This window comes from Sporosarcina sp. QA0331 (assembly GCF_055808055.1).
This window is the reverse complement of record NZ_CM147850.1, coordinates 847,155-869,599: the sequence shown is the minus strand read 5'-3', so window position 1 is coordinate 869,599 and position 22,445 is coordinate 847,155. Positions and strand designations below refer to the sequence as shown.

At 45.4% G+C, this 22,445-nt stretch carries 22 protein-coding genes; 11 read left to right on the top strand and 11 right to left on the bottom strand.

Going from position 1 to position 22,445, the window contains the following annotated elements; translation table 11 throughout:
* Positions 1–4: 4 nt before the first annotated feature.
* Positions 5–3,835, bottom strand: a complete 3,831-nt coding sequence (locus tag AC0L13_RS04170; RefSeq protein ID WP_473644270.1) for a DEAD/DEAH box helicase — start codon at positions 3,833–3,835, stop codon at positions 5–7.
* A gap of 291 nt (positions 3,836–4,126) precedes the next feature.
* Between AC0L13_RS04170 and AC0L13_RS04165 the strand changes: the two genes are divergently transcribed.
* The 4 genes from AC0L13_RS04165 to AC0L13_RS04150 all read left to right on the top strand — a co-directional run bounded on the left by AC0L13_RS04165 (position 4,127) and on the right by AC0L13_RS04150 (position 6,961).
* Positions 4,127–5,065 carry a YflT domain-containing protein gene (locus AC0L13_RS04165; protein ID WP_473644268.1) on the top strand — a complete coding sequence of 313 codons (939 nt, stop codon included), beginning with the start codon at positions 4,127–4,129 and terminating at the stop codon, positions 5,063–5,065.
* A gap of 216 nt (positions 5,066–5,281) precedes the next feature.
* On the top strand, positions 5,282–5,590 hold the full coding sequence (locus tag AC0L13_RS04160; protein WP_473644266.1) for a hypothetical protein: 309 nt from the start codon (positions 5,282–5,284) through the stop codon (positions 5,588–5,590).
* Complete coding sequence (locus AC0L13_RS04155) at positions 5,577–6,221, top strand: thermonuclease family protein (RefSeq protein ID WP_473646840.1); 645 nt, start codon at positions 5,577–5,579, stop codon at positions 6,219–6,221. Before AC0L13_RS04160 ends, AC0L13_RS04155 begins: the two co-directional genes overlap by 14 nt.
* Before the next feature lie 71 nt (positions 6,222–6,292).
* The gene (locus AC0L13_RS04150; RefSeq protein WP_473644264.1) at positions 6,293–6,961 is read left to right on the top strand and encodes a YitT family protein; all 669 of its coding nucleotides are present in this window, start codon (positions 6,293–6,295) and stop codon (positions 6,959–6,961) included.
* 27 nt (positions 6,962–6,988) lie between these two features.
* Here the strand turns inward: AC0L13_RS04150 and AC0L13_RS04145 are convergent, their stop codons facing one another.
* Entirely contained in the window at positions 6,989–7,531 is a 543-nt protein-coding gene (locus AC0L13_RS04145; RefSeq protein WP_473644262.1) for a helix-turn-helix domain-containing protein, read from the bottom strand.
* Positions 7,532–7,692: 161 nt separating this feature from the next.
* Between AC0L13_RS04145 and AC0L13_RS04140 the strand changes: the two genes are divergently transcribed.
* From AC0L13_RS04140 to AC0L13_RS04130, 3 genes are all read left to right on the top strand, one after another.
* The gene (locus tag AC0L13_RS04140; RefSeq protein WP_473644260.1) at positions 7,693–8,970 is read left to right on the top strand and encodes an MFS transporter; all 1,278 of its coding nucleotides are present in this window, start codon (positions 7,693–7,695) and stop codon (positions 8,968–8,970) included.
* A gap of 229 nt (positions 8,971–9,199) precedes the next feature.
* A complete protein-coding gene (locus AC0L13_RS04135) occupies positions 9,200–10,189 on the top strand; it encodes an ornithine cyclodeaminase family protein (RefSeq protein ID WP_473644258.1) in 990 nt (329 codons plus the stop codon).
* Between the two features lie 65 nt (positions 10,190–10,254).
* The gene (locus AC0L13_RS04130; RefSeq protein ID WP_473644256.1) at positions 10,255–10,527 is read left to right on the top strand and encodes a hypothetical protein; all 273 of its coding nucleotides are present in this window, start codon (positions 10,255–10,257) and stop codon (positions 10,525–10,527) included.
* Here the strand turns inward: AC0L13_RS04130 and AC0L13_RS04125 are convergent.
* Entirely contained in the window at positions 10,493–11,272 is a 780-nt protein-coding gene (locus tag AC0L13_RS04125; protein ID WP_473644254.1) for an SDR family NAD(P)-dependent oxidoreductase, read from the bottom strand. The genes AC0L13_RS04130 and AC0L13_RS04125 overlap by 35 nt on opposite strands.
* A 175-nt stretch (positions 11,273–11,447) precedes the next feature.
* Here AC0L13_RS04125 and AC0L13_RS04120 point away from each other — a divergent pair, with 175 nt between their 5' ends.
* On the top strand, positions 11,448–11,849 hold the full coding sequence (locus AC0L13_RS04120; protein ID WP_473644252.1) for a hypothetical protein: 402 nt from the start codon (positions 11,448–11,450) through the stop codon (positions 11,847–11,849).
* A gap of 47 nt (positions 11,850–11,896) precedes the next feature.
* Here AC0L13_RS04120 and AC0L13_RS04115 read toward each other — a convergent pair whose 3' ends face one another.
* The 5 genes from AC0L13_RS04115 to AC0L13_RS04095 all read right to left on the bottom strand — a co-directional run bounded on the left by AC0L13_RS04115 (position 11,897) and on the right by AC0L13_RS04095 (position 17,567).
* Positions 11,897–13,423, bottom strand: a complete 1,527-nt coding sequence (locus AC0L13_RS04115) for a tripartite tricarboxylate transporter permease (protein WP_473644250.1) — start codon at positions 13,421–13,423, stop codon at positions 11,897–11,899.
* Between the two features lie 18 nt (positions 13,424–13,441).
* The gene (locus AC0L13_RS04110; RefSeq protein WP_473644248.1) at positions 13,442–13,891 is read right to left on the bottom strand and encodes a tripartite tricarboxylate transporter TctB family protein; all 450 of its coding nucleotides are present in this window, start codon (positions 13,889–13,891) and stop codon (positions 13,442–13,444) included.
* Between the two features lie 238 nt (positions 13,892–14,129).
* Positions 14,130–15,140, bottom strand: coding sequence for a Bug family tripartite tricarboxylate transporter substrate binding protein (locus AC0L13_RS04105; protein ID WP_473644246.1), 1,011 nt, complete (start codon positions 15,138–15,140; stop codon positions 14,130–14,132).
* 147 nt (positions 15,141–15,287) lie between these two features.
* The gene (locus tag AC0L13_RS04100; RefSeq protein ID WP_473644244.1) at positions 15,288–15,974 is read right to left on the bottom strand and encodes a response regulator; all 687 of its coding nucleotides are present in this window, start codon (positions 15,972–15,974) and stop codon (positions 15,288–15,290) included.
* A complete protein-coding gene (locus tag AC0L13_RS04095) occupies positions 15,975–17,567 on the bottom strand; it encodes an ATP-binding protein (protein ID WP_473644242.1) in 1,593 nt (530 codons plus the stop codon).
* A 164-nt stretch (positions 17,568–17,731) separates the two neighbouring features.
* Between AC0L13_RS04095 and AC0L13_RS04090 the strand changes: the two genes are divergently transcribed.
* The gene (locus AC0L13_RS04090) at positions 17,732–17,953 is read left to right on the top strand and encodes a hypothetical protein (RefSeq protein WP_473644240.1); all 222 of its coding nucleotides are present in this window, start codon (positions 17,732–17,734) and stop codon (positions 17,951–17,953) included.
* 262 nt (positions 17,954–18,215) lie between these two features.
* Positions 18,216–18,356, top strand: coding sequence for a hypothetical protein (locus AC0L13_RS04085; protein WP_201024365.1), 141 nt, complete (start codon positions 18,216–18,218; stop codon positions 18,354–18,356).
* A gap of 186 nt (positions 18,357–18,542) precedes the next feature.
* On the opposite strand, the gene AC0L13_RS04080 is transcribed toward AC0L13_RS04085, so the two are convergent.
* Complete coding sequence (locus AC0L13_RS04080) at positions 18,543–18,677, bottom strand: hypothetical protein (RefSeq protein WP_473644238.1); 135 nt, start codon at positions 18,675–18,677, stop codon at positions 18,543–18,545.
* Positions 18,678–19,031: 354 nt separating this feature from the next.
* Between AC0L13_RS04080 and AC0L13_RS04075 the strand changes: the two genes are divergently transcribed.
* The gene (locus AC0L13_RS04075; RefSeq protein ID WP_473644236.1) at positions 19,032–19,538 is read left to right on the top strand and encodes a hypothetical protein; all 507 of its coding nucleotides are present in this window, start codon (positions 19,032–19,034) and stop codon (positions 19,536–19,538) included.
* 36 nt (positions 19,539–19,574) lie between these two features.
* On the opposite strand, the gene AC0L13_RS04070 is transcribed toward AC0L13_RS04075, so the two are convergent.
* Entirely contained in the window at positions 19,575–20,894 is a 1,320-nt protein-coding gene (locus AC0L13_RS04070; RefSeq protein WP_473644234.1) for an acetamidase/formamidase family protein, read from the bottom strand.
* Between the two features lie 116 nt (positions 20,895–21,010).
* Positions 21,011–22,420 carry a tetratricopeptide repeat-containing diguanylate cyclase gene (locus AC0L13_RS04065; RefSeq protein ID WP_473644232.1) on the bottom strand — a complete coding sequence of 470 codons (1,410 nt, stop codon included), beginning with the start codon at positions 22,418–22,420 and terminating at the stop codon, positions 21,011–21,013.
* Between the last annotated feature and the right edge of the window lie 25 nt (positions 22,421–22,445).

Here is a 22,445-nt window from a genome sequence, read left to right as displayed (position 1 = left end):
ACGTTCAATCATTGACTGCAAGTGCAGGCTCCTTGAATCCGCCCTGCAATTTCACCTGTTCAACAAGCCTTGTATACATCGCCTTTGTCGCCGCTTTCTTTGGACGGTTCATAAACATATCCGAGCTGCCGACGATGATTAGTAGTTCCTTCGCACGCGACAACGCGACATTCAAACGTCGATAATCTTCAGCGAAACCGATTGTGCCGCTCGGCTGCTGGTGGTTCCGTACGAAGCTTAAAATGATGATATCCATTTCCATCCCTTGGAATTTATCGACGGAGCCCGTTCGACAATGCAAATGCTTCGGCATGATTTCCTGTTCAATAAGCCGATCGATCCGCTTCACTTGCTCGCCGTAGAAGCTAATGACGCCGACGCTTTTCTTCTCATCCGGCTGCATCCTGCCTTCCCGTTTCGCAAGCTCGGTAGCCTCTTCGATATCTACCAGCAATTCACGGACTCTTTCCAGCTCCCCTTCATTGTATAAGCTCGTTCCGCCTTTCACTTGCGCTTCGAAAAACGCAGGCTCATTCGGCATATCGATCCAAAGAAGATGATCGTCTCGTTTAATATACTTCGAAGTCAGCAAATGATCGCGAGCCGCATCCGAATCAGGCAGACCACACTGCAGACGGTACTCGCCATCCACATAAAATGGCGCAATCGTCTCCATAATTTCCTCATGCATCCGATATTGGATACCGAGCATCGTTTTATTCTGTTTCGGCAATGTTCTGAACAGCCGTTCGAACAGCGATTCTTTCAACATGCCGCGCAGTTCATCCTTTTCCGCTTCGTCCTTGATTTCCTCGATGAATTCCTCCATCGTCTCTCGTCCAACGAGCGGCGGAAGCTGATGATGATCCCCGACGAGGACAATCTTCTTGCCTTTCAGCATCGGCAACAGCAATTCTGGTGGCGTCGCTTTCGACACTTCATCGATAATGACGACGTCGAATTCTGGGTAATCCTCCATGAAATCACGCCGAGCGGAAGCGACACAAGTCGTCCCGATAACATTCGCATGCTTTACGTACAGCTTGCGGATTTCATCCAAGTCAAACTCTCCTGCTCCCGCAAGCATCTCGCTCCACTCGTCTTGCAATAGACGTGCGACTGGCAATCGATCAAGCTCCCGTTGCAATTCAGCGGCTTTTGCGGAATTCTCATCGATTTCTTCGATCAATTCCTTCTTCTGCTTTTCCGGCTCGGAATCGATGATTTCTTGCAACAAGCGAATTCGCTCTTCAATTCTTTTCATCTGCTCTTCCGACTCGGCTTTATCGTTCTGCAATGCTTCAGTCTCTTCCTTTAAAGCTTCAAGCTGTTCGGAAAACTGACTAGATTCAATCGCGTTCTCTTCAATACCCTGCTCAATCTGTCGTACTAAGACCTTCCGCTCTTCAAAATCGGCAATTGTCTTTTCAATACGTTCAATCGTCTTCTCAACGTCTTGTCGGTTCGTATGCTCGTCAACATGTACCGCAAGCACAGAACATTCTTCCTTCAACTGAAGGAGCTGTTCCTTATGTTCCTCGATTGCCCTTTCTGCGGCCATAACCTCAGCTTCAATTTCACGAACTTGAGCAGTCATTTCTTCCAGAATCTCATTTTTCAAAGCCGTGAACCTGCCCGCTGCCTCACGGTCAGATGACACTTTGATCGTCGCAGAGATTTTCCGCACATCGTCTGCCTTTCCGTATAAATAGGCGAGATTGTCGGCAAGTCGATGCAAAAGAGCCGCCTTTTCAGCGTTTGCTGGAGCCGCCAATAGTTGCTTCGTCTGAGGCTTTACAAAAAAGCGGCCAATTTGATCAAGCATGTCATGCATCTCTTCGGCTGTTTTGTATCTTTCATCTTGCTTGCTGCGAACTTGTTCGACAGGATAATGATGCTTCCGCAGCAAACCTTCCGCATGCGTAATGCCATTCGTCAGCCGCTCCGCCACTTCCTTCCATTCGAGAAGCGAATACGGATAGACACCGTTTTGAATATCCACACGCAAACGGCGAAGTGTATTTATTTCAAGGCTCGTTGGCAAAGAAGGTTCAATGTTGTGCGCTTTGAAGAGCCTTTCCAGTTCTTGCAGCTTGTGGACGTCAGGAAGTTCTTCGATGAATCGCGGCAAGGAGCCCACCTTCGATCTGTGCATCGCAGATTCTTCCGTCAGTCTACGGACAGCTATTTCCGCGTACTCAATCGCTTCGGCCGCCTGATAATAACGAAGTTTTTTACGGTACTCCGACAACTCAAGCTCCGCCTCAGTCATTTCTTCATGCATTTCCGTACTGATTGCAGCGGCTTCCTTTTTTTCATGCATCCGATCTTTTTCAATCGTCAATTTTGCCAGCGAATCGCTTAATTCTTCCATTTGCTGTACGATCGAATTATGTTTCTCTTCAAGCTCCGCCAGCAGACGCTGTAAAGAGTTCAGCTGTTCGTGAACATCTTTACTTTCCTTCTCTGCCGCTTGCTTCTCAGCTATCCGCCGGTCCATTTCTTCCCGCTTTGCGTACAGACGCTGTTTTTCTTCCTCAAGTCGTCCAATTTCTTCAGAGATTTCTTGCTCCCGTTCTGAACGCTTTTCCCGCTGTTCATTGACCGCAGCCAATGTTTCGTCCCGCCAATAGGAAGCGACGTTTTCCTCGATGAACCGCTTCCCTTCCTCTTCGATGCTTTCCGTCCGACCATAACGCAAAATCCGAATGCCTGGATCGGATAGCAGTCTGCCGAGCGCATTGTCCACCGCCAAATTCGATTGCGAAGCGACGAGCGTCCGTTGCCCCGCTTTCATCAGCTGGTGGCAAAGCTCTGAGATAACCGTCGTTTTCCCTGTTCCGGGAGGACCTTGAATGACATACAGATCATGCGCGGACATCGCGCCAGTGACCGCTTCACGCTGGAATTCATTCAACGGGTGGTGGAAATCGAGCTCCATCCGCTTATTCGTAATTTGGACGACAGGCCGTTCCTCGAATAGCACCTTCTCCAAATTGGCATTCGCCGCAAATCCGTCCTGAAGATCCTTGAACCCTTTTCGCAGCCGACGTATTTGGCTTAGTTCGGCAAAATTGCTGAAAACAATCTCTCGAGCACCATTCGGCAATAAAGACCCACGACGAGCATTCGCTTGATGTTTCCGGCTCAACTCAATTTTAACCGACCGTTTTCCTCTATTTACGTCAACGACCGTTCCGAGGTCATCGCTTGAACCTTTCAACTTGGCGCTGAAACCGGTTATCGAGCTCCAACCTTTCGCTTCCAATCCGCTACAAATGATCGTCAGCTGACTGAACGATTCATTGACGACTGGTTGTGAAAAATGGGCAGTGATATCCGCTACGTCCGCATTTTTCTCTTCGATTCGCAAGTATCCTTCCCAGCTCTTGATCCGTTTTTCCACGTATGCCGAACGCTCCTGCGCAATCGGGAGTTCCCGAAGGCTCGTATATAGTTGGATCGGCATTGGACTGCCGGTACGCCGGTTGACTGCGAATGCCAAACGGACGCCTAGTCGGCGATTCGTCCGAACAGGCTCTTTACGCCCTTTCACTCTGAAACTTGTCGCGAGGAACCCTTCGTTTTTGTAGACGCATTCCATGACGGCGACCCGTTCGTTCAAGTGGTTAGCGAGCTGTGGATTTTCTTCCGGGTCGAAGTAGAAGGAGAATGTCATGTTGTCTTGTTTTGCGGGAAGTTTTTCGATATAGACGGTGAAGCTGTCTTGCATGGAAAAGAGTTCGTTTTCGTCAATCGCCCAATTTCCGATTTCTTTGCGCGCACGATGCGTCATATCGAGCCGGCAGCTCATCACTTCGCTTTTCTTCATCATGACATCCTCCTTTCCGATCTATATCCGACATCCGCCGGAGGCTTTATTTTGATTCAGCAGGAGTCTAGTTCCAAAAGGAACAAAATAAATCATACTCATCCCACAACAATAAAAGAGGGACTTCCGCTGAATCAAAATAAAACCATACGTTCTATCATACAACAAAAACGGGTCCGACTTCATTAAAAATCGGGAAGTGGAACTTGTTGCAATCGTTTCCCATTTTGAAGATTCGGGTATTGCATAAGTAGATTGTTACTGTTTTCCAATTGATATAAGGAGTGAGTGTTTATGAACCAAAAAACCTTCGTTGGGTTGTACGATACAGATGAGGCGCTGCTTGCCACCATTGAGGAGTTGGATAAAAAAGGGATTAATCCGGAGAATATGTATGTCATTTCGAGGAATGAGGAAGATGTCGAGATGCTACGGCGCCGAACGTCCGAAGATATCCAATCGGCTCCTTCGAATTGGCTCGATCGGTTTATCGGCTATATTTCAGGGGAGAATCATGTGCGCAGCATGCTTGTCGAAGTCGGTTTTGATGAAGCGGACTTAAGACGATATGAGGCGGAGATCAAGCAAGGAAAACGGCTGTTGTATGTTGACGGTGAACCGGAAAAATCCGCGTATGAAATTAACGAGGAGCGGCAAAAAGCGGAAACGAACCCGTTCAATCATCCCGTTTCGGAAGCTGAACGTTTGAATAGGGAGGATGATTCGCCTGTCGGTATCGGCAACGATGGATTGCCGAAAAATGAGTACAGGGATAGTTTATTGACGGACAGTTATGAGGGCAGTCGACCAGTCGCAAAAGAAGATCTACTGTTTGGCAGGGTGGGTGCAGAAGCTTTATTTGACAGGTCAGAATATGAACCACAACCGGCCAATCTATCGCCGCCTTCGCAAATACGTGGCACGCCTTCCGGGGAACGGGGTCATTTGCACCGGGTGGCCCGGCACAGGGAGTTGGACGGTATCAATCAACAACGCCATGACGTCATCCCTGACCCGCAAAATTTTATGGAAAGCCAGATGGATCGCCAAGACGCAATGGCAGAAACGGCAGATTTCGATGATACTTCAGACAGCCCCGATCCGATGATGGGCATTCATTCAGAGGATGTCGGCAGACGACAGAAGCCGATTGTCATCGACTTACGGAATGTCAGTAAAATGGAGGCCGATGCCGAAACATGGCTGCAGCCAAAGAATCGGGATCGTGATTAATAATGAAATCGGCCATGCACCTTACAACAGGTGTATGGTCTTTTTGTGACGTCATAAACTGGCGAAATGCGCTAATAATCGGTAATGCTTATTCTTTTTTCTTTCTATCATCCTTCTCTATAAACTTTTCTGCTATAATACTAGAGTGAATTTAGTAATGGTTTATTCCAAACTAAGTTATAAAAAAATAATAGATGACTTGTGGAGGATGGAAATTTGAAAGGCTTGTTACAAATATTTATCGGATTATTACTCGTTGGAATACTCGTTCTTGGGGGATGCGCTGCGCCAAACGAAGATGAAGAGCTGAATGAAAAAGCTTCTACTGAGCAGGTTGAAAAAGAAACGACTGTAGAGAAAGCACCTAAGGAAGACAGTTCAATATCTGAAAAAGAAGACGCTGCGGAAAATACCCCTGCGGCCGTTGAAAAGAAACCAGCATCCACCGCAAAACCGACCCCGGCGAAGAACCGAGACGTCAGGTACGACGGCGCAAGTTCCCGTCAAGTTGGTGAAGACGATTGATGGCGATACGATCAAAGTATTGTATAACGGTCAGGAGATCAACGTTCGCTATTTATTGATCGATACGCCAGAAACGAATCATCCGCGGCTCGGCAAGCAGCCTTTCGGCGAAGAGGCGAAGGAGCGGAATCGGCAATTAGTCACCAGCGGCTCGCTCACTCTCGAATTTGATATCGGTGAGCGAATTGATAAATACGATCGATTGCTCGCTTATGTTTACGTCGATGGAAAAAGCGTCCAAAAAACATTGCTTGCGGAAGGTTTGGCACGCGTTGCATATGTATACCCGCCGAACACCCGTCATTTGACGCCTTTTGAGGAAGTTCAAGCAGGAGCGAAGAAAAAAGGGTTAGGTATCTGGTCGATCGAAAACTATGCGACCGATTCAGGATTTGATAGTGATGCAGTTCCTGCTAAAAGTTCCGGCCAAACGACAACTACGTCTAAAGCGCCGAGCTCAACCGTTAGCAAACCTGCAACGACGCCGAGCACGAATGTTGCATCCAGTCAGGAATGGTTCCAAAACTGTACGGAGCTGCGAAAGAAATATCCGAGCGGTGTTCCCGAAGGCCATGCCGCCTACCAGGCTAAAATGGACCGTGACAAAGACGGATATGCGTGTGAAAGATAATAAATGACAAAAAGCCGATTGCCTCCGAATGGACCAATCGGCTTTTTCGTGGATTCGAATCAAGATTTGCGATGTCCAAGCATATACATCTAAAAAATCTTGTAATAGGCGGGGTCCTTATTTTCATTCAAAGAGCTATTATCATTTTAATTGGCAGTTTATTAGTTGGAATCGGTGTGAATTTATTTCTTGTTCCATTTGAATTATTGGACGGTGGCGCTCTTGGGATTAGTTTAATTTTTCACTATGTGAGTGATGTAAAAGTAGGCATGGCACTACTGTTAGTGAATATACCAATCTTTATTGGAGCGTGGTTCTTTTATCGATCGTTTTTTTATAATGGAATCCATGGTTTGCTATTTTCCTCGTTAATGATAGATTTTCTGTACCCTATCCATATTTTCGGAAAGAATGTATTAACTGTCCCTCTTTTAAGCGCTGCACTTGGGGGTATTTTTATTGGGGCAGGCGTTGGGATGATGCTTCGTCACGAAATTAGTGTAGGCGGAACTGATTTACTCGCTCAAATGTTTGCAAGGCGCATGAAATTAAATCCAGGGTATGTCATTTTCTCTTTTGATATTCTAATCGTTACGATCGGAAGCATTCTCATATCTTCAACACAACTATTCGTTTCGTATACGACCGTGTTCTTTGTAGGCGTGACGATTAGTCTACTCGTATCTACTTCGAAAAAACGAACTATTGCATTCGACAAAGCGAGTGACAAATATGCATGAAGCCGGAAGAGCGCCTCCTCCGGCTTTTCATTTACTTTTTATTTCCGACGATACACAAAGGATTTTTACATCACTGTCCGTGTAGTTATACCAATAATGCGGACGGGTGGAGTCGAGCATCAGCGAATCTGTCGGACCCAATTCGTAAAGCTCGTTTTCGATACGGACGGTGAGAGTCCCCTCGATTACATAAAGAAATTCTTGTCCTCTATGTGTAATCAGATTGCCTTCATTCTGCCCCGGTTTCAAAACAACTAATAGCGGGGCGAAATCACGGTCGGTAACCATCATCCCTAAATCTTTGTAATAAATGTGATGGGCATCCATCCGTTGATCGATAATAAGGGATTGACTGCTTTCCGTTTCTTCCTCTTCAAAAAAATAACTTGGGTTAACACCGAATGCGATTGATATCTTTTTCAAAGACTCCAGCGTCGCAGATGACTTCCCTCGTTCCAGCTGGGAAAGGAAGCTGATGGAAAAGCCCGTTCGATCGGCAAGCGTCTTTAGCGTCATGCCGCCCTCCGATCTAATTTTTTTAATTTTTATTCCTAAATGATTTGCAGTCATTTGCATTCTCCTAAAAATTCCTATTGACAGAATATTATCGTGAATCTATGATGGACATACATGCAATTGAAGTGTCACTTCAATATTTCAGTAAAGCGCTTTCATTTTTTTTAGGAATCAATTGAAGTAGTGCTTCAATTATAGCAAAGGGGGAAGAAAATGTGGAGAAAAAACAGTTAAACAGGGTGTTGGTTGCGAGTCTCGTTGGAAGTTCAATTGAGTGGTTCGACTACTTCCTATACGGAACAGTCGCTGCGCTCGTTTTCAATCAACTCTTCTTTGTCAATGAGGACCCGACGATCGGTCTATTATTGGCGTATGCATCATTTGCGCTCGCCTTTTTCATACGGCCATTCGGTGGTATCATTTTCAGTCACATCGGCGACCGGATCGGAAGGAAGAAAACACTCGTTTTAACATTAAGCCTTATGGGGATTGCCACATTTGGTATGGGGTTATTGCCTACTTATCAGGCAATCGGCATTTGGGCGCCGATTTTGTTAATTACGCTTAGACTTATTCAAGGTTTAGGAATCGGCGGAGAATGGGGCGGCGCTCTCTTGCTCGCAGTTGAATATGCGCCACCTGAAAAAAGAGGCCTTTTCGGATCTGTACCACAAATGGGCGTTACAATCGGAATGGTGCTTGGAACATTTGCATTGTCGATTATGACAATGCTGCCAGAAGGTTCGTTCATGACGTGGGGCTGGCGCGTACCGTTCATCTTAAGTGCATTGCTTGTCTTATTTGGATTGTGGATTCGTAAAGGAATTGATGAAACACCTTCATTCAAAGAAGTTCAAGAGCGAGGAGAGATTCCGAAAATCCCTCTCGTTACAACATTTAAAACGCATTGGCGTGAAGTGTTGATCGCAATCGGAGCGAAAGTTGTCGAGACGGCGCCATTCTACATATTCGGTACATTCATCGTTTCGTATGCGACAACTTATCTCGACTATTCGAGGACTGCCACGTTGAATGCCGTCATGATCGCTACGATTATCACGACGATTTTGATTCCGATCATGGGAAGACTGTCGGACAAGGTCGGGCGCAAACCACTTTATGTATGGGGTGCGGTTGGAATGATCCTGTATGCATTCCCATACTTCTGGTTGATCAAACAAGGATCTGTTGCATTGCTCGTTATTGCGACAATCATTGGCCTTGGCATCATTTGGGCACCAATTACTGCAGTGCTTGGTACGATGTTCTCTGAAATTTTCTCGGCGGAAGTCCGTTATACAGGCATTTCGCTTGGCTATCAAATTGGAGCTGCCCTTGCTGGAGGGACTGCGCCACTCGTTGCAACGGCGCTGCTTGCTGAGTTCAACAATTCATATGTTCCGGTTGCGCTTTATATTATTTTCACCGCGGTCGTTTCCCTTATCGCCATTTGGGCTGTGAAAGACCGAAAAAACGAAGCGCTCGATCAATAAAGTGAAACTTCAATCAGTGGGTGCATTATCCCACTGATTAGTCGAACAAAGGCTAAGTTCGCAACGTCCTGTTGCAACGCCTTTGTGACCTGCATCGTGCAGGCCCGAATCAATCGGGCTTTTACTGGCTGTAGATCCCCACTATCAATTATGAATACTCCTAGCAATCTTTAAAAGTGGGGTCTTACAGCCAGTTAGAGCGGGATAATAATATTGAAGGAGCGATTTCATGCTAATTATTAATGAAAAAGAGATTCAAACAACATACGGGATGACAGATGCGCTGCATGATGTCGAACAGATATTGCGTGCAAAAGCAGCAGATAAAATCGCCAATCCTCATCGTACCGTCATCGAATTTCCGCAGCATAGCGCGTCTGTACTGTACATGCCAGGCGCGGATTTAGTAAATGAAACGGCTACAATCAAAACGGTGTCAATTTTCCCGGAAAATCCGGCTGCAGGAAAACCGACGACACAAGGAGTCATTCTCGTAACAGACGCGAAGAACGGCGAACATCTCGCGATGATGAATGCTTCGTATTTAACAAGACTACGGACAGGAGCATTAAGTGGAATCGCTACCGACCGTCTTGCAAGAGAAGATGCGACTGTATTGACTGTCATTGGAACCGGTGCGATGGCATTTGAACAAGTTCTCGGCGTCTTGGAAGTCCGACCGATTTCAAAAATGCTGCTCGTAAATCCGACGACGGCTAAGGCAGAACGGTTCAAAGATAAGCTGCTCGCTTTCGGGATCGATGCGGAGATTCAAATTGAAATTATGGTCAATGTTTCCGAAGCGGTTAGCCAAGCGGATATCATATGCTGCAGCACCCGTTCGAATACGCCGGTATTTGAGGGAAATGATGTGAAGCCTGGTACCCATGTCAATGGCGTCGGTTCTTATTTGCCTCATATGCGTGAAATGGATTTCACCTTCATTCAACGTTGCAGCAAAATTGTCATCGACGACGAAGCTGGCGTCAAAGAGGAAGCCGGAGAATTGATTCACGCGAACGAACAGCCTGGATGGTCGTTCGATGATTTGCATGGCGAGCTGATGGATGTAGTGACTGGGCAAACTTCAGGAAGAACCGACGATGAAGAAATCACGTTTTTCAAATCTGTAGGAGCCGCCTACTTCGACCTCGCTGTGGCGCAGGGCGTTTATCGGAAAGCGTTGAAAGCAGGCATCGGGGTTGAAGTGGATGTATAATAAAACAGGCGAAGGAATTCATTTAAATTCCTTCGCCTGTTTTATTGGACGCGGGATGTCTTGCTTTGGACGCCGAATACCTCACTTTGGTCGCGGGACGACTCGCTTTGGACGCGGGATTCCTCACTTTGGTCGCGGAACGACTTACTTTGGACGCAGGATGCCTCGCTTTGGACGCGGGACGACTCGCTTTGGACGCAGGATGCCTCACTTTGGTCGCGAGACGACTCGCTTTGGACGCAGGATACCCCACTTTGGTCGCCCGGAGGCTTGTTTTGGACGCGATTCAAACAAAGACGGATTTTATAAAACTCCTGCCATACCACCGTCGATATTGACTGATGTACCCGTGACATAAGAAGCGGCATCTGACACAAGGAAGGTAATTACTTTAGCTGCCTCATCCGTATTTCCAATACGTCCTAACGGAATTTGACTTTGTTTGCTAGAAAACTCTTCCCATGATAGTTCCGGGTTCTGTTTTTTCCACTTCTTTTCAATCTGTTCACTGCGAATCAGACCAATACACACAGTATTCACCCGAATATTGTCTGGACCAAGATCTTTGCTCATTGCTTTTGTTAAAGCCATTCCTGCTGCTCTGCTGACCGAAGTTGGCAATGATGCCTCAGAAGGTGTCTTTCCTTTAACAGCCGTTACGTTGAGGATTGCACCCCCGCCAACTTGCCGCATATGTGGTATCGCATTTCGGGAACAACGGATGGCACCGAATAGTTTCAAGTCAAGATCTTGATGCCAAAGTTCCGTCCCTACTTCATCAAATGGATGAGCTTGAGAAGTCCCAGCGTTATTCACTAAAATATCTAAACGCCCATATTTTTCGATTGTAGCAGAAACGATTTTTTCGCAATCCTCTTCTTTTGTAACATCCGCTTCCACAAAGAACACTTCTTTACCTGTTTGTTCTAGAATAAAGGCTACTGCTTCTTCCAATCGCTCTTTATTTCTTGCACAAATCGTTACCTCGGCGCCTTCTTTAACTAAATAGAGAGCTGTTTCTAAGCCAATCCCTCTACTTGAACCCGTAATGAGTGCGACTTTTCCTTTTAATCCTAATTCCATTATAATCCCCTTTCCTAAATGCAATTTGTTCAACTACTCCTATTATAGCTTTATATCATTTTCCGCGGGAATTTTCAGTCTTGGGAGGACTTAGTACTGGTTGTATTGAAATTAATAATGCAACGGCACAAAGTATTGAGCCATCCTAAAATACAAGCCTTCTGGAGGTTGTTAAATGGACGATTATAATCAATTGGATTTGTTTACCAAAGTTCATGATAACTTTATTAAGGACTGGAACGAAGCAATGAATTCAGGTGATACATCTGTGTTAGAGAGGATGACTGAGGATTATTATGTGGCATTCTTTAAATCTTCGAATGAAAAACCGATGTTTTTTAATAAAGAAGAATCTATAAATGGAATGCGACAATCCGTTAACCAGCTATTGGGAGCGAAAAAGCGATTTGAAAATCGGGTTATTCGTCTTCGGAATGAACAAAATGCGGTGGTGTTTTATGAACTTTTGATTGAAAAAGAAAATAAAATTATTGCAAGGCTGTTTAGTATCGAAAATTGGATTTTTGCAGAAAACAATTGGATGATTGTCCGAGAAACGGAAGAAGCGATTAATTAAAAGTAAAAAACGGATTGCCCATTTTTTATGGCAATCCGTTATATTTATTAACCTTCTTCTTCCACAATGACCGAACGGCCTTTCATTTTCAACAACAGCGGAATTAAGAGCCATGCTGCAGCCGCAATGATGAACACAAGCGACAACGGTTTAGTGACAAAAATGCTGAAGTCGCCGTTCGAAATCGTAAGCGCCCGACGCATATTGTTCTCAATCATCGGACCTAAAACAAGTGCTAGCACGAGAGGAGCGACCGGATAATCGTTTTTTGACAATAAATATCCGAGCACGCCACATCCAAGCAATAAATACAAATCGAAAGTCGTATATTGCACAGCGTACACACCGAAAAATGAAATTGCCACAATGATCGGCAATAAATATTTCTTTGGTGTTTGAATGATTTTTGCGAAGACACGAACGAGTGGCATATTCAACGCTAGAAGCATTAAATTGCCAATGAACATACTCGCAATAAGCCCCCATGCGACTTCAGGATGCTCATCGAAAAGCAGTGGACCTGGCTGAATGTTATACATGATGAGCGCGCCCATCAAGATGGCTGTCGTGCCGGATCCAGGAATCCCGAGTGTCAGCAATGGAATCATCGCACCTCCGGAAGCTGCGTTGTTCGCTGACTCCGGGCCTGCAACTCCCGCGATGTTTCCTTTACCGAACGTCTCAGGTTTCTTACTGAATTTTTTCTCCGTCATATACGAGAAGAATGAAGCAAGCGTTGCGCCTGCCCCAGGAAGTACACCGATGAAAAATCCGAGCAATGAACCGCGGACAATCGGAACGGAGCTATCTTTCATGTCCTGCTTCGTCGGAAGAATACGATTGATCTTTGCAATCGCTCCTCCTTCATCATCCCGTTCCAATATCGTTTTGAACACTTCGCCAAGCGCGAATAGCCCGACCGCAATCGTCAAAAACTCCAATCCGGAATACAAAATAGGTTGGTTGTACGTAAAGCGAGCGATTCCAGAGACGGCATCAATGCCGATTGTGCCGAGCAAAAGTCCGAAAACTGTCATGATCAATGCTTTCGTCATCGATTTCCCTGCCAAACCACTAACAGCCGCCAAACCTAACAGCATCAATGAAAAATATTCCGCAGGGCCGAATTTGATGGCAACATTGGACAGCGGTTCTGCAAGCAAAACGAGACCGATCAAGGAAATAATTCCGGCACAAAATGACCCGATAGCGGCAATTGCCAATGCCGCCCCTGCCCGACCTTGCCTTGCCATTTGGTAGCCATCTAGCGTTGTGACAACAGACGCTGATTCACCTGGAGTGTTCAAAAGAATCGAAGTGGTGGATCCCCCATACATCGCACCATAATAGACACCCGCAAGCAAAATGATGGAACTCGCAGCCGCCGCACTAGTCGGCATACCGGATGTAATAGTTGCCGTGACCGGAATAAGGAGGGCCACCCCACTCATCGGACCGATGCCGGGCAATACGCCGACAGCTGTTCCGATGACGACGCCGATGAACGCAAATAATAGATTATGCCATTGGAAAGCGGTTGCGAAACCATCGGCTAAAAATTGTAATGTGCTCATGTTTTGACTCCTTTCTCCTTAAAACGTCGGGAATCCGGGCAATGAGCCCCCAAGAAATTCCGCAAAGAAATAATAAACGCCAAATGAAAATACCGCAGCGATAATAAGACTCGGAACGATCCGGCCGCGCTCCATCGTCTGGAATGCGATGAGTAAAAAAAGAAAAGTTGAAATGACGTACCCGATCTTTTCCAATAAAAATGCATATAACGCAGCACTCACAAAAATGATGAGGAACTTTTTATACTGAAGCTTTTCCGATGACGTCGTTTCAGTTTTGTATTTGAACGTTTCATATAACAATCGTAAACTCAAAAGAATTAAAATGATGCCAAGTCCTAACGGAAAGATTTTCGGTCCAACCGTCGACCCGTACGCGCTGTTCGCAATCTTCGTACTTTCGATTACAAATAAAAGACCAATCAGTAAAAAAGCGATGCTTGCATATCGATCGAATGTTTTACTCATAGTCTTTGACACCCCCTTATAAAAAAAGCGAATAGCGCCTGCATGGAGGCGACAGGCATAAGACAAAGATGTGGCGTGGCACTTTTTGCCACAGAACAGCTTTGACTTATGACCCCGAGCCAATCGAACAGCGAAAGGTTCGATTTGCCGTTTTTCTGCGATTTCTGCAGAAAATAAGGCATCCTTTCAGCGCAAGTAGCTGGACTGAAAAGGCGGCCGTTCAAGCCGCCAATACGCTTTATTTTTGCATGCCGAGTGCTGTCAGAAGCTCCACAACGACTTTGTCTTGATCTTCCAAATACTTCGTGAAATCTTCAGATCCACGGTATTCGCTTTCCCAGCCATTTCGCTCAAGCTCCGCTTTCCACTCATCCGTTTCAACCATTTCTTTCAGCTTTCCAGACCAGTAATCGACAGCTGCATTAGACATTTCCTTCGGTCCGAAAAGTCCGCGCCAAATTGTGAACTCTGCGTCAATACCTTCTTCTTTAAATGTCGGCACTTCAGCTAATTCGCCGCCAAGACGCTCGGATGAACTGACAGCAAGGACACGGACATCACCTGATTTCACGTACTGCCCGATTGTCGATGCATCCGTTGCAATGACATCTGCATTGTTCCCGAGAAGCGCCGCAACAGCTTCTCCTCCGCCATCATAAGATACATATTTCACAGTTTTCGGGTCGATGCCATATTCAAAAGCAGGCAAGATTCCAACTAGGTGATCCATGGATCCAGGTGCGGACCCACCAGCTAGCGTAACCGATGTTGCATCACTCTTAATCGCTTCTAATACATCCTTCAGCGTTTGGAATTCTGAATCGGCTTTCACGACAATTGCACCGTAATCCCGCGTCAATTGCGCCAATGGCGTTGTGTCTTTATAACCGTAAGGGCTGTTCCCTTCAGCCTTATTGTTATTAATCAATAGTGGTGGTGATTTCACTATTAAAGCGTAATCATTCTTCACTTCTTTTGTTGCAAACTCCGCCATGTAAACGGCGCCGCCGCCACCTGGTTTATTCTCAACTGTAATCGGTTTTTCGATCAATTTCGTGTCATTCATCGTTTTCGCGATGGCACGTGCTGTCAAATCCCATCCGCCGCCCGCCCCGGATGGCGCGACGATCATTATGTTATTTTTCGGATAATCCGAGGAGCTACCCTCTGCCCCATCATTCTTTGAACATGCTGCAAGGCTAAACGCCAATACCCCAGTCAAAGCAACTGTCGTGAGTTTCTTCCACATCTTCATGAATCCCCCTTTAAAATAAAAAAGATGATAGCGCTTTCATACGCTATCATCAATTTATCAGAAAGTTGGTTGTTTTCAATGTTTGCGATCATAAGTTCAATAATGAGCGTAAACATCATTTTGTTCATAAAGTTCACAACGTTAGTGAATGAAATACCTTCTTTCAGGACGTCCGACTGAACCGTAAATAAGTTCGGTATGTGCCTGTTTTTCTGAAACGAGGTACTCCAAATAACGCCTGGCCGTTGACCGGCTAACACCGATATCCACACCAAGCGTTTCCGCAGTAATTCCCCCCTCAATCTGTTTCATATGTTTGACGACTTTCTCTTTCGTTATTGGATCAATCCCTTTCGGCGGGAGGGAATCCATGTTTACAGCTGGTGGTACATTGGTTTTATTCCACAAGAACTGGATGGAATCCTCCTTCATAACCCCGACAGCTGCCAGCTTTTCATGTTTCGCTTTGTAGGAAAGAAGGCTTTCCTTGAAACGATCGAATGTGAGCGGCTTCAATATATAATCAGCTACGCCCCGGCGGTACGCTTTTTTTACAATATCAACTTCGGCGGCTGCCGTTATGAAAATGATATCTGTTTCAGGACTGTTTTCGTGGATGAAGCCCATGATTTCCGTGCCAAGCGCATCTGGCAAATAAACATCGAGCAGCACAAGATCTGGCGACAATGCCTGCACCCAATCCTTCGCTTCCTCTCCAGTGTGCGCGGCCCCAACAACGGTGAAACCTTCTATTTTATCTATGAATCGATGATGAATATCGGCAATCCGTTTATCATCTTCAATGATGAGAATTTCAATCGGTCTCATTCAATTCCCCCCTTTCGGAATAGAGATGATGAACAGTGCACCACCTAAATCACCTTTTTCTACTGTAATGGAGCCGCCTAGATCTTCGACGTTCTCCGCGACTTTTAAAAGCCCGTAGCCTCGGTCTTCCACATCTTTCGTCGACACTTTTTCCTGGAATAAATCATCCAATACTTCATTTGCAATTCCTTTGCCCGAATCCTCCACTTCAAACAATATCTCTCTTCCATTATCCAGGATGAAAAGACGGACCATCCGCTTCACTTCTGGATTCATTTCGACTGCTTCAAATGCGTTCGTCACTAGATTTCCGATAATGGAGACAAAATGGGTCTTCTCCAAATGGGACGGCAGCTCTTTCAGGAAGCTATCTTCATCGATTAGGAAACGGACTTTCAATTCCCTTGCACGGTTGAAGAAGCCGATGACGATTCCGCCAAGGAAAGGATCTTGCAATCGCTTCGTAACAAACTGGATGAGTGATTGGTGCTCGGCTGTCTCGTCATGGATCAGGTTGAGCGCCTCGTCATATGAGTGCAATTGGATAAGCCCTGAAATCGTATAAAGAAAATTATTATATTCATGTGTCTGCGCACGAAGCGCCTCAGTATAACGTTTCACTTGCGACAATTCCATAGATAGCTGATCGATCTCAGATTGAAGACGAAACGTAGATACTGCGCCGATGATCCGGTCGTCTGCATGAATCGGGACACGGTTGACGATGACTTTCTTCCCGTGGATTTCCATCGGCCGATCAAGATGCCGCTCCCCCGTTTCAAGCACTTTCGGCAATAATGTATTTGGAAGTACTTCTTGGATTGTCCGTCCGACCAGTTCTGTTTGGCCCGGAATTGAAAGCGTGTCATAGGCAGCCGCATTCACTGTTGTAATAACCCCTTTTGCATCGACCATTATGATGCCTTCACGCACGGACTCGATAAGTGCATTCCGTTCGGTGAATAAATTCGCGATTTCAGCAGGCTCCAAATCAAATAGCTCTTTTTTAATATTACGTGCCAAGACGCTTGAACCGATAATTCCAAGAACGATGGCAATGAGCACGATATACGAAATATTATCGATGTACTGAAAGAATATGGAAGAAATATCTTCATTCAAATAACCGACAGAAATGACACCGACAATATCGCCTTCTTCATTGAAAACAGGCGTTTTCCCTCGGAGTGCAGGACCAAGAGTTCCAGTCGCCTTCGAAACATAGGACTCCCCGAATTGAAGCGCACGTTCGTTGTCGTCACCGACCATTTTTTGGCCAATTCGCTCGACGACAGGGTGTGCATACCGTATGCCTTCACTATTTCCAATGACGACATATTCGGCTTCGGTTTGTAGTCGGACGGCTTCTGCGATAGGCTGCAGCAGCCTGGAAGGATCGTCCTCTTCAAATGCCGCAACGACATCCGGTCGGGCCGCCGTCGTTTTTGCAATACTCAGCGCGCGGACGCCAATCTGTTTCTCAATCCCATTCGACATTGTGAAGTAGAATGAAACGCCGATAATGATCGCTATGAGGGAAACGAACAAGGCGCCATATGAAAATATGCGTGATTGCAACGATTTTGGTTTCATGGAGGATCATCTCTCAATCTTGAAGTGTATATGCTAGTCGATAGGGACTTCAGCGAGAAATCCGTTTGTCCCTATGTTACACTATTGGCAATAGTGAAGGAATAGTATGAATCAATCAAGATGGATGCGGGTACGATATCATTGACGGAAGGGAGCGTGCCGTGATGAAAGAATTCAAAATCACATATTTTTTTGATGAGGAACATTACATAAGGCGCTTCATCCATACTGACTCCATGGAAAGCGCCGAACAGCTTGTCAAATCGGAACGGGATCAATACATCACCTTCCGCGATAGTCGGGGCATCTATCATGAGCTTCACACTGGCAGCGTGAGGGTCGTGCAGGTTTCGGAGTATTTTCGGGAGGATAAAAAAAATCGATGAAAAGTTGTCCTGTGATATTTGTGGAACAGCCTTTTATATCATTCAAATAAGTTGACTAACAAACCTGCCAAAATAATAATCAATACGCCGCCTAACCGGGATGAGATTTGTCCAATTAATTCAGCCTTTGGTGGTATAAACGAGCCTTTGCGAAGTTAATTGAGCCTCGATGAAATAAATGAGTCCTCGTTAAAAAAACATATGAATAATTAATAAAGGACAGCACAAAATAACTCGATTCTAATTTTGAGGAGGGATAAGAATGAAATCCAAAAAATTTCTTCTTCCGTTTATGTCGGTTATTTTGTCAGCGGGCTTACTATACGGTTGCAACGGCGTTGACGAAGATGAACCAGATCCGACGGAAGAGCCTTCGGAGCAACGCGAAGATAATAGTCAATAAAGTCTAAGTAGCACCGTTCAAGGCGGTGCTTTTTAATGCTGCAATAAAAAAGAATTTACTGGTGATTCATTCCAATCGGGTAGGAAGCTAATCATTAATTAACTAGCCGCCTCTTACCCCTATGTCATATGCTCAATATTAAATGAGGTCTTTTACCTTCTGACAAATGAATAGTAATCGTCTCGATCAGCTCTGGAAGTTCACGCATCGTCGGATTGTAAAGTCCGCTCCCTTTTCTTTAAAGAATCGTGCTGTTTTATCGATAATCGCTTCTTGATCGGCATGTGCCAATGCATTGTATTCATCCAAGCGTAAGCCCATTTCCGAACTTCCCACCACGACGCCGTCTGACCAAACACCGGCATTCACACCTTCTTGAATATCTGCAATCGTGTCGCCTACTTTTACGACTTTCCATGGAGTACTTTTTTCATGATGCCACCACTTTCATATAGTTTTCTATTAACGAGCAAAGCGATAGTCTTATCTTCTTCTCAAAAAACAAGCACAAACTCGATTTGTGTAGATTCCTCCATATAATGAAGCATGGAATTGCCGCTAGTAAATCATCTATGCGGCATTTTTGGTATTTGCAAGCAGTAAGCGGCTCAGACAAGTAATTGAAACTTTCCTAATACCCGACCGTAATTTGTTATAGCAAAGGAGTTGGGCATTTTGACGAAATGGGCTGGCTTTCAACTAGGTACTATCATTTTCATCGGGCTTCTCATAGTCGGAAAACAATTGTACAATCAACAAATTACAGATTTTATTTCCTCATTCAGTTTCGGGATTCAAGCATCCCTCTTGATCACATTCCTGACGGTTGTCGTGACGATATGGGCTTGTGCACTTTTATTTTATTGGCAAAATCGAAAAGGCAACACGAGTTTCACTCATAAAATTTGGCGGATCATGCCGGCGATTTCGGGTGGACTGTTATTTCTATCAATTCTCGGATTTCTCATTCTTGGATTGACTGTCTTGTCAAATATGACGCCGCAATTGCATTGGCTACTTGATGTGTTTGTCGTTTATTTTCTAATGGTGTTCTACTTGTTCATCTTTTCAATTGTCGTCAGGTATGGAAAACAGGAACAGCCAGGAAATAAAGTCTTCACATCCGCTCATATTGCTGTTCTCATTACGCTAATTACTTTATTTTTCATTCCAGGCATCTAAAAAAGAGCGGGGACATTTCCTCGCTCTTTCCTTTTGTTAATCACGATTTCGATATTGTTCATCCACTACACTATACAAATTCGCCTTTTCCAAATAAGCCTTTGGCGCTTGGAATGTGACCGTGACAACACCTGGATGGCGTCCGATTTCAATAGAGCCTGTAATTGTAGCGCGGTTCATGATTTCTTCGACTGGAACGTCGAATAGCTTCGCCGCACGGGCAAGCCCGTTCGCCGTTGCGACATTCAGATCAGTGCCTGACCCGATGACCGAAATCGGGAGGCTTTCTTCAATTTCCTCTACTCCCCATTTCGCCGCTAACGCTTTGGCGGATTGTTTTTCCGATGCAGTGAGCGGTTTAGCTGTATACGGAAGATCCTCTTCATTCGGCAAAAGAATCGGTCCTTCGATGTTCATCCCCTTCAAAACATTCACTTGCAAATGTACAATACCGGCAACATCCGCTGTATGTCCCGCGATTTCGCCGTCTCCTTGCATCGCATGCATATCCCCGATATAGACACCGCCGCCCGGCACTTTCACTGGACAGATGAGTATTGCACCCGCGCGTACACGGCTAATGTCCATATGTCCATCCGTACGGTGCTCGTCCAGCTCTTCCTGCGACACTGCATATTCATGCGGCGCTCCGACGAGGAAGGAACCAAAATCGCCGGCATTATGCGAATCCGGCATTGGCATCGATGGCGTCGTACCAAGCTGTCCAAGGAAAGGACGCATTCTCGCTACTGTACCAATCAGGTCATGCGGTGCAAAAGTGACGATTGGATTTTGAATTGAGGCATCCGGCGTGCGCATATATTTCCTGCCATTTTGACCGATTTTCTCTGCAGCTTCCTTCGTCACCGTCAATCCAACATCGCCGCGGTCGCTGAACGTAATCGTATAGCCGTTCGTGAAAGTGAATGGTGTAATATCCTCATCACACTTCGCACAGCGGATCGCTTCCTGCCCGATTCCTTTAATGACTGTTTCCGGATACATCGTCCCGCACCCTGGGCATTTCACGGCCACAAAAGGATCTCCTAAAAATCGTCCTTCCACCGGCTGGTCATGTCCTGACGAAGTGGCCATCGAAGTCACTTGGATTGATTTGATCCGGATGGCAATCGCATCTCCTACTTCAGCACCTTCGACGAAAACAGGCGTCGTTACTTCATGTCCGCCTTTGATACAAGGTGTAATCATCGGTCCCCAGCATCCCGGTGCAGTATTCGCGACAATTTGACCTCCGTCCTTCACAGGGCCTAGCATCTCTTTTGAAGGGTCCAATACTCCGTCAATGAATGAGTTCACAAAAAGCGTTTCAACTGGTGTGCCTACTGCAGTTTTCATCTTCTCTTCCCCCTTGTTCATATTCTACCTTGATTATACCAAATATTAATAGAAATTTCAGAACACCATCGTTCTAGCGATTCAAACAAAAAAGAGACTACAAGCAGCCTCTTCTTTCAACTCAATATGCATATGCGGTTTTTCCCGCCCTCTTTCGCTTGATAGAGCGCGACGTCCGCTTGGTGGAACAGTTCGGTGAATGTTTGAATGTTACCCTTTGCATTATCGGCAAGGCCGACACTGGCGGTTAATGAAATGTAAATGCCGTCTTTTTCAATTTTGATTGAACGGACGGCCTCGAGTAGTTTCTCTGCTTTATGGTAAGCTTCTTCAATGGAAAGATCTCGCAAAATAATAGCGAATTCATCACCACCGAAACGGCCCATCAAGTCACCGCTCCTAATTTGGCCGGAACATGCTTGACCGATCTTCTTTATGATTTTATCGCCAAATATATGACCGTATGTGTCATTCAAGCTTTTTAAGTTATCAAGATCGAGAGCGATACAAACGACGCTTTCGCTTGTCTGAGCAGCTTCGGCTAACCATTTGTCCGTCGTCGTTTCCATGTAGCTCCGGTTGTATAGACCAGTAAGGAAATCGGTGTTAGCTTGGCGTTCGATTGTAGAAATTCGATGCTTCACCCCTAATTTCACGGCGGCCATCGTGATTTCGTGCTGTCGCAGATCGCTTAACAGATCAATATATGCCTGTTGGGCTTTATACCCACGTTGCATATCCCCCATGAGATCACAAAGCTTGCATCTCTTTTCTAAAATGCCTTTCAGCAAATTCCTGTCATTATAGCTTTCCGCAAGCTCTTTCGCCTTGTCGTATACTTGCAATGCTTCAGGGTACATCTTTTTCTGCATGAAAAAGCGTCCGTACAAGTCATGTACTTGCGTCTTTTCCCGAATGAAAGATTCCAGTAGCGGGTCATTCACCATCTCATTTACGAGCTGTTCAGCCTCTTTCATTTTCTCTAAACCAATTAGCGCATTGGCAATATTTAATTTCACCCGAAATTCCAATATCGGAGTTTGCGGTTCATGCAGTTTTGCCATCGCCAATCCTTTTGTCGCCATTGTATGGGCACCTTCAAAATCCTTTTCGACGGCGAGAATCATACTATAATTGCTATAAGCATTGCTGACGATATTATAGTGTTTGAGCTTTTTGCCTAACTCAATGGCTCGTTCTAATGTTTCTTTCGCTTTCTGATAGTCTTTATTATATTCATATAGCAGGAACAGGACATTGCATCCATTCAGTCGATCGTCTTCATCGCCATTGTCCGCACAATAGTCAATATAGGCATCGATACTATGAAAAGCTTCTTCGATTGCGCCGATGCAATAAAATGATGCAGCATTGTTTATATGGGCAGTTAAAATGGATTTTGGGTCATTCGCCTTTATACCGGCTTCCAATAGTTGAAAACAAGCTTCAATTGTCTCTTCGTATTTCCCTTCCACACGTAGCTTCAGGACATTACGTTGCAATGAAATCAGATCTTCCTTCTCCATGCCCACAACTCCTATTCAATATATC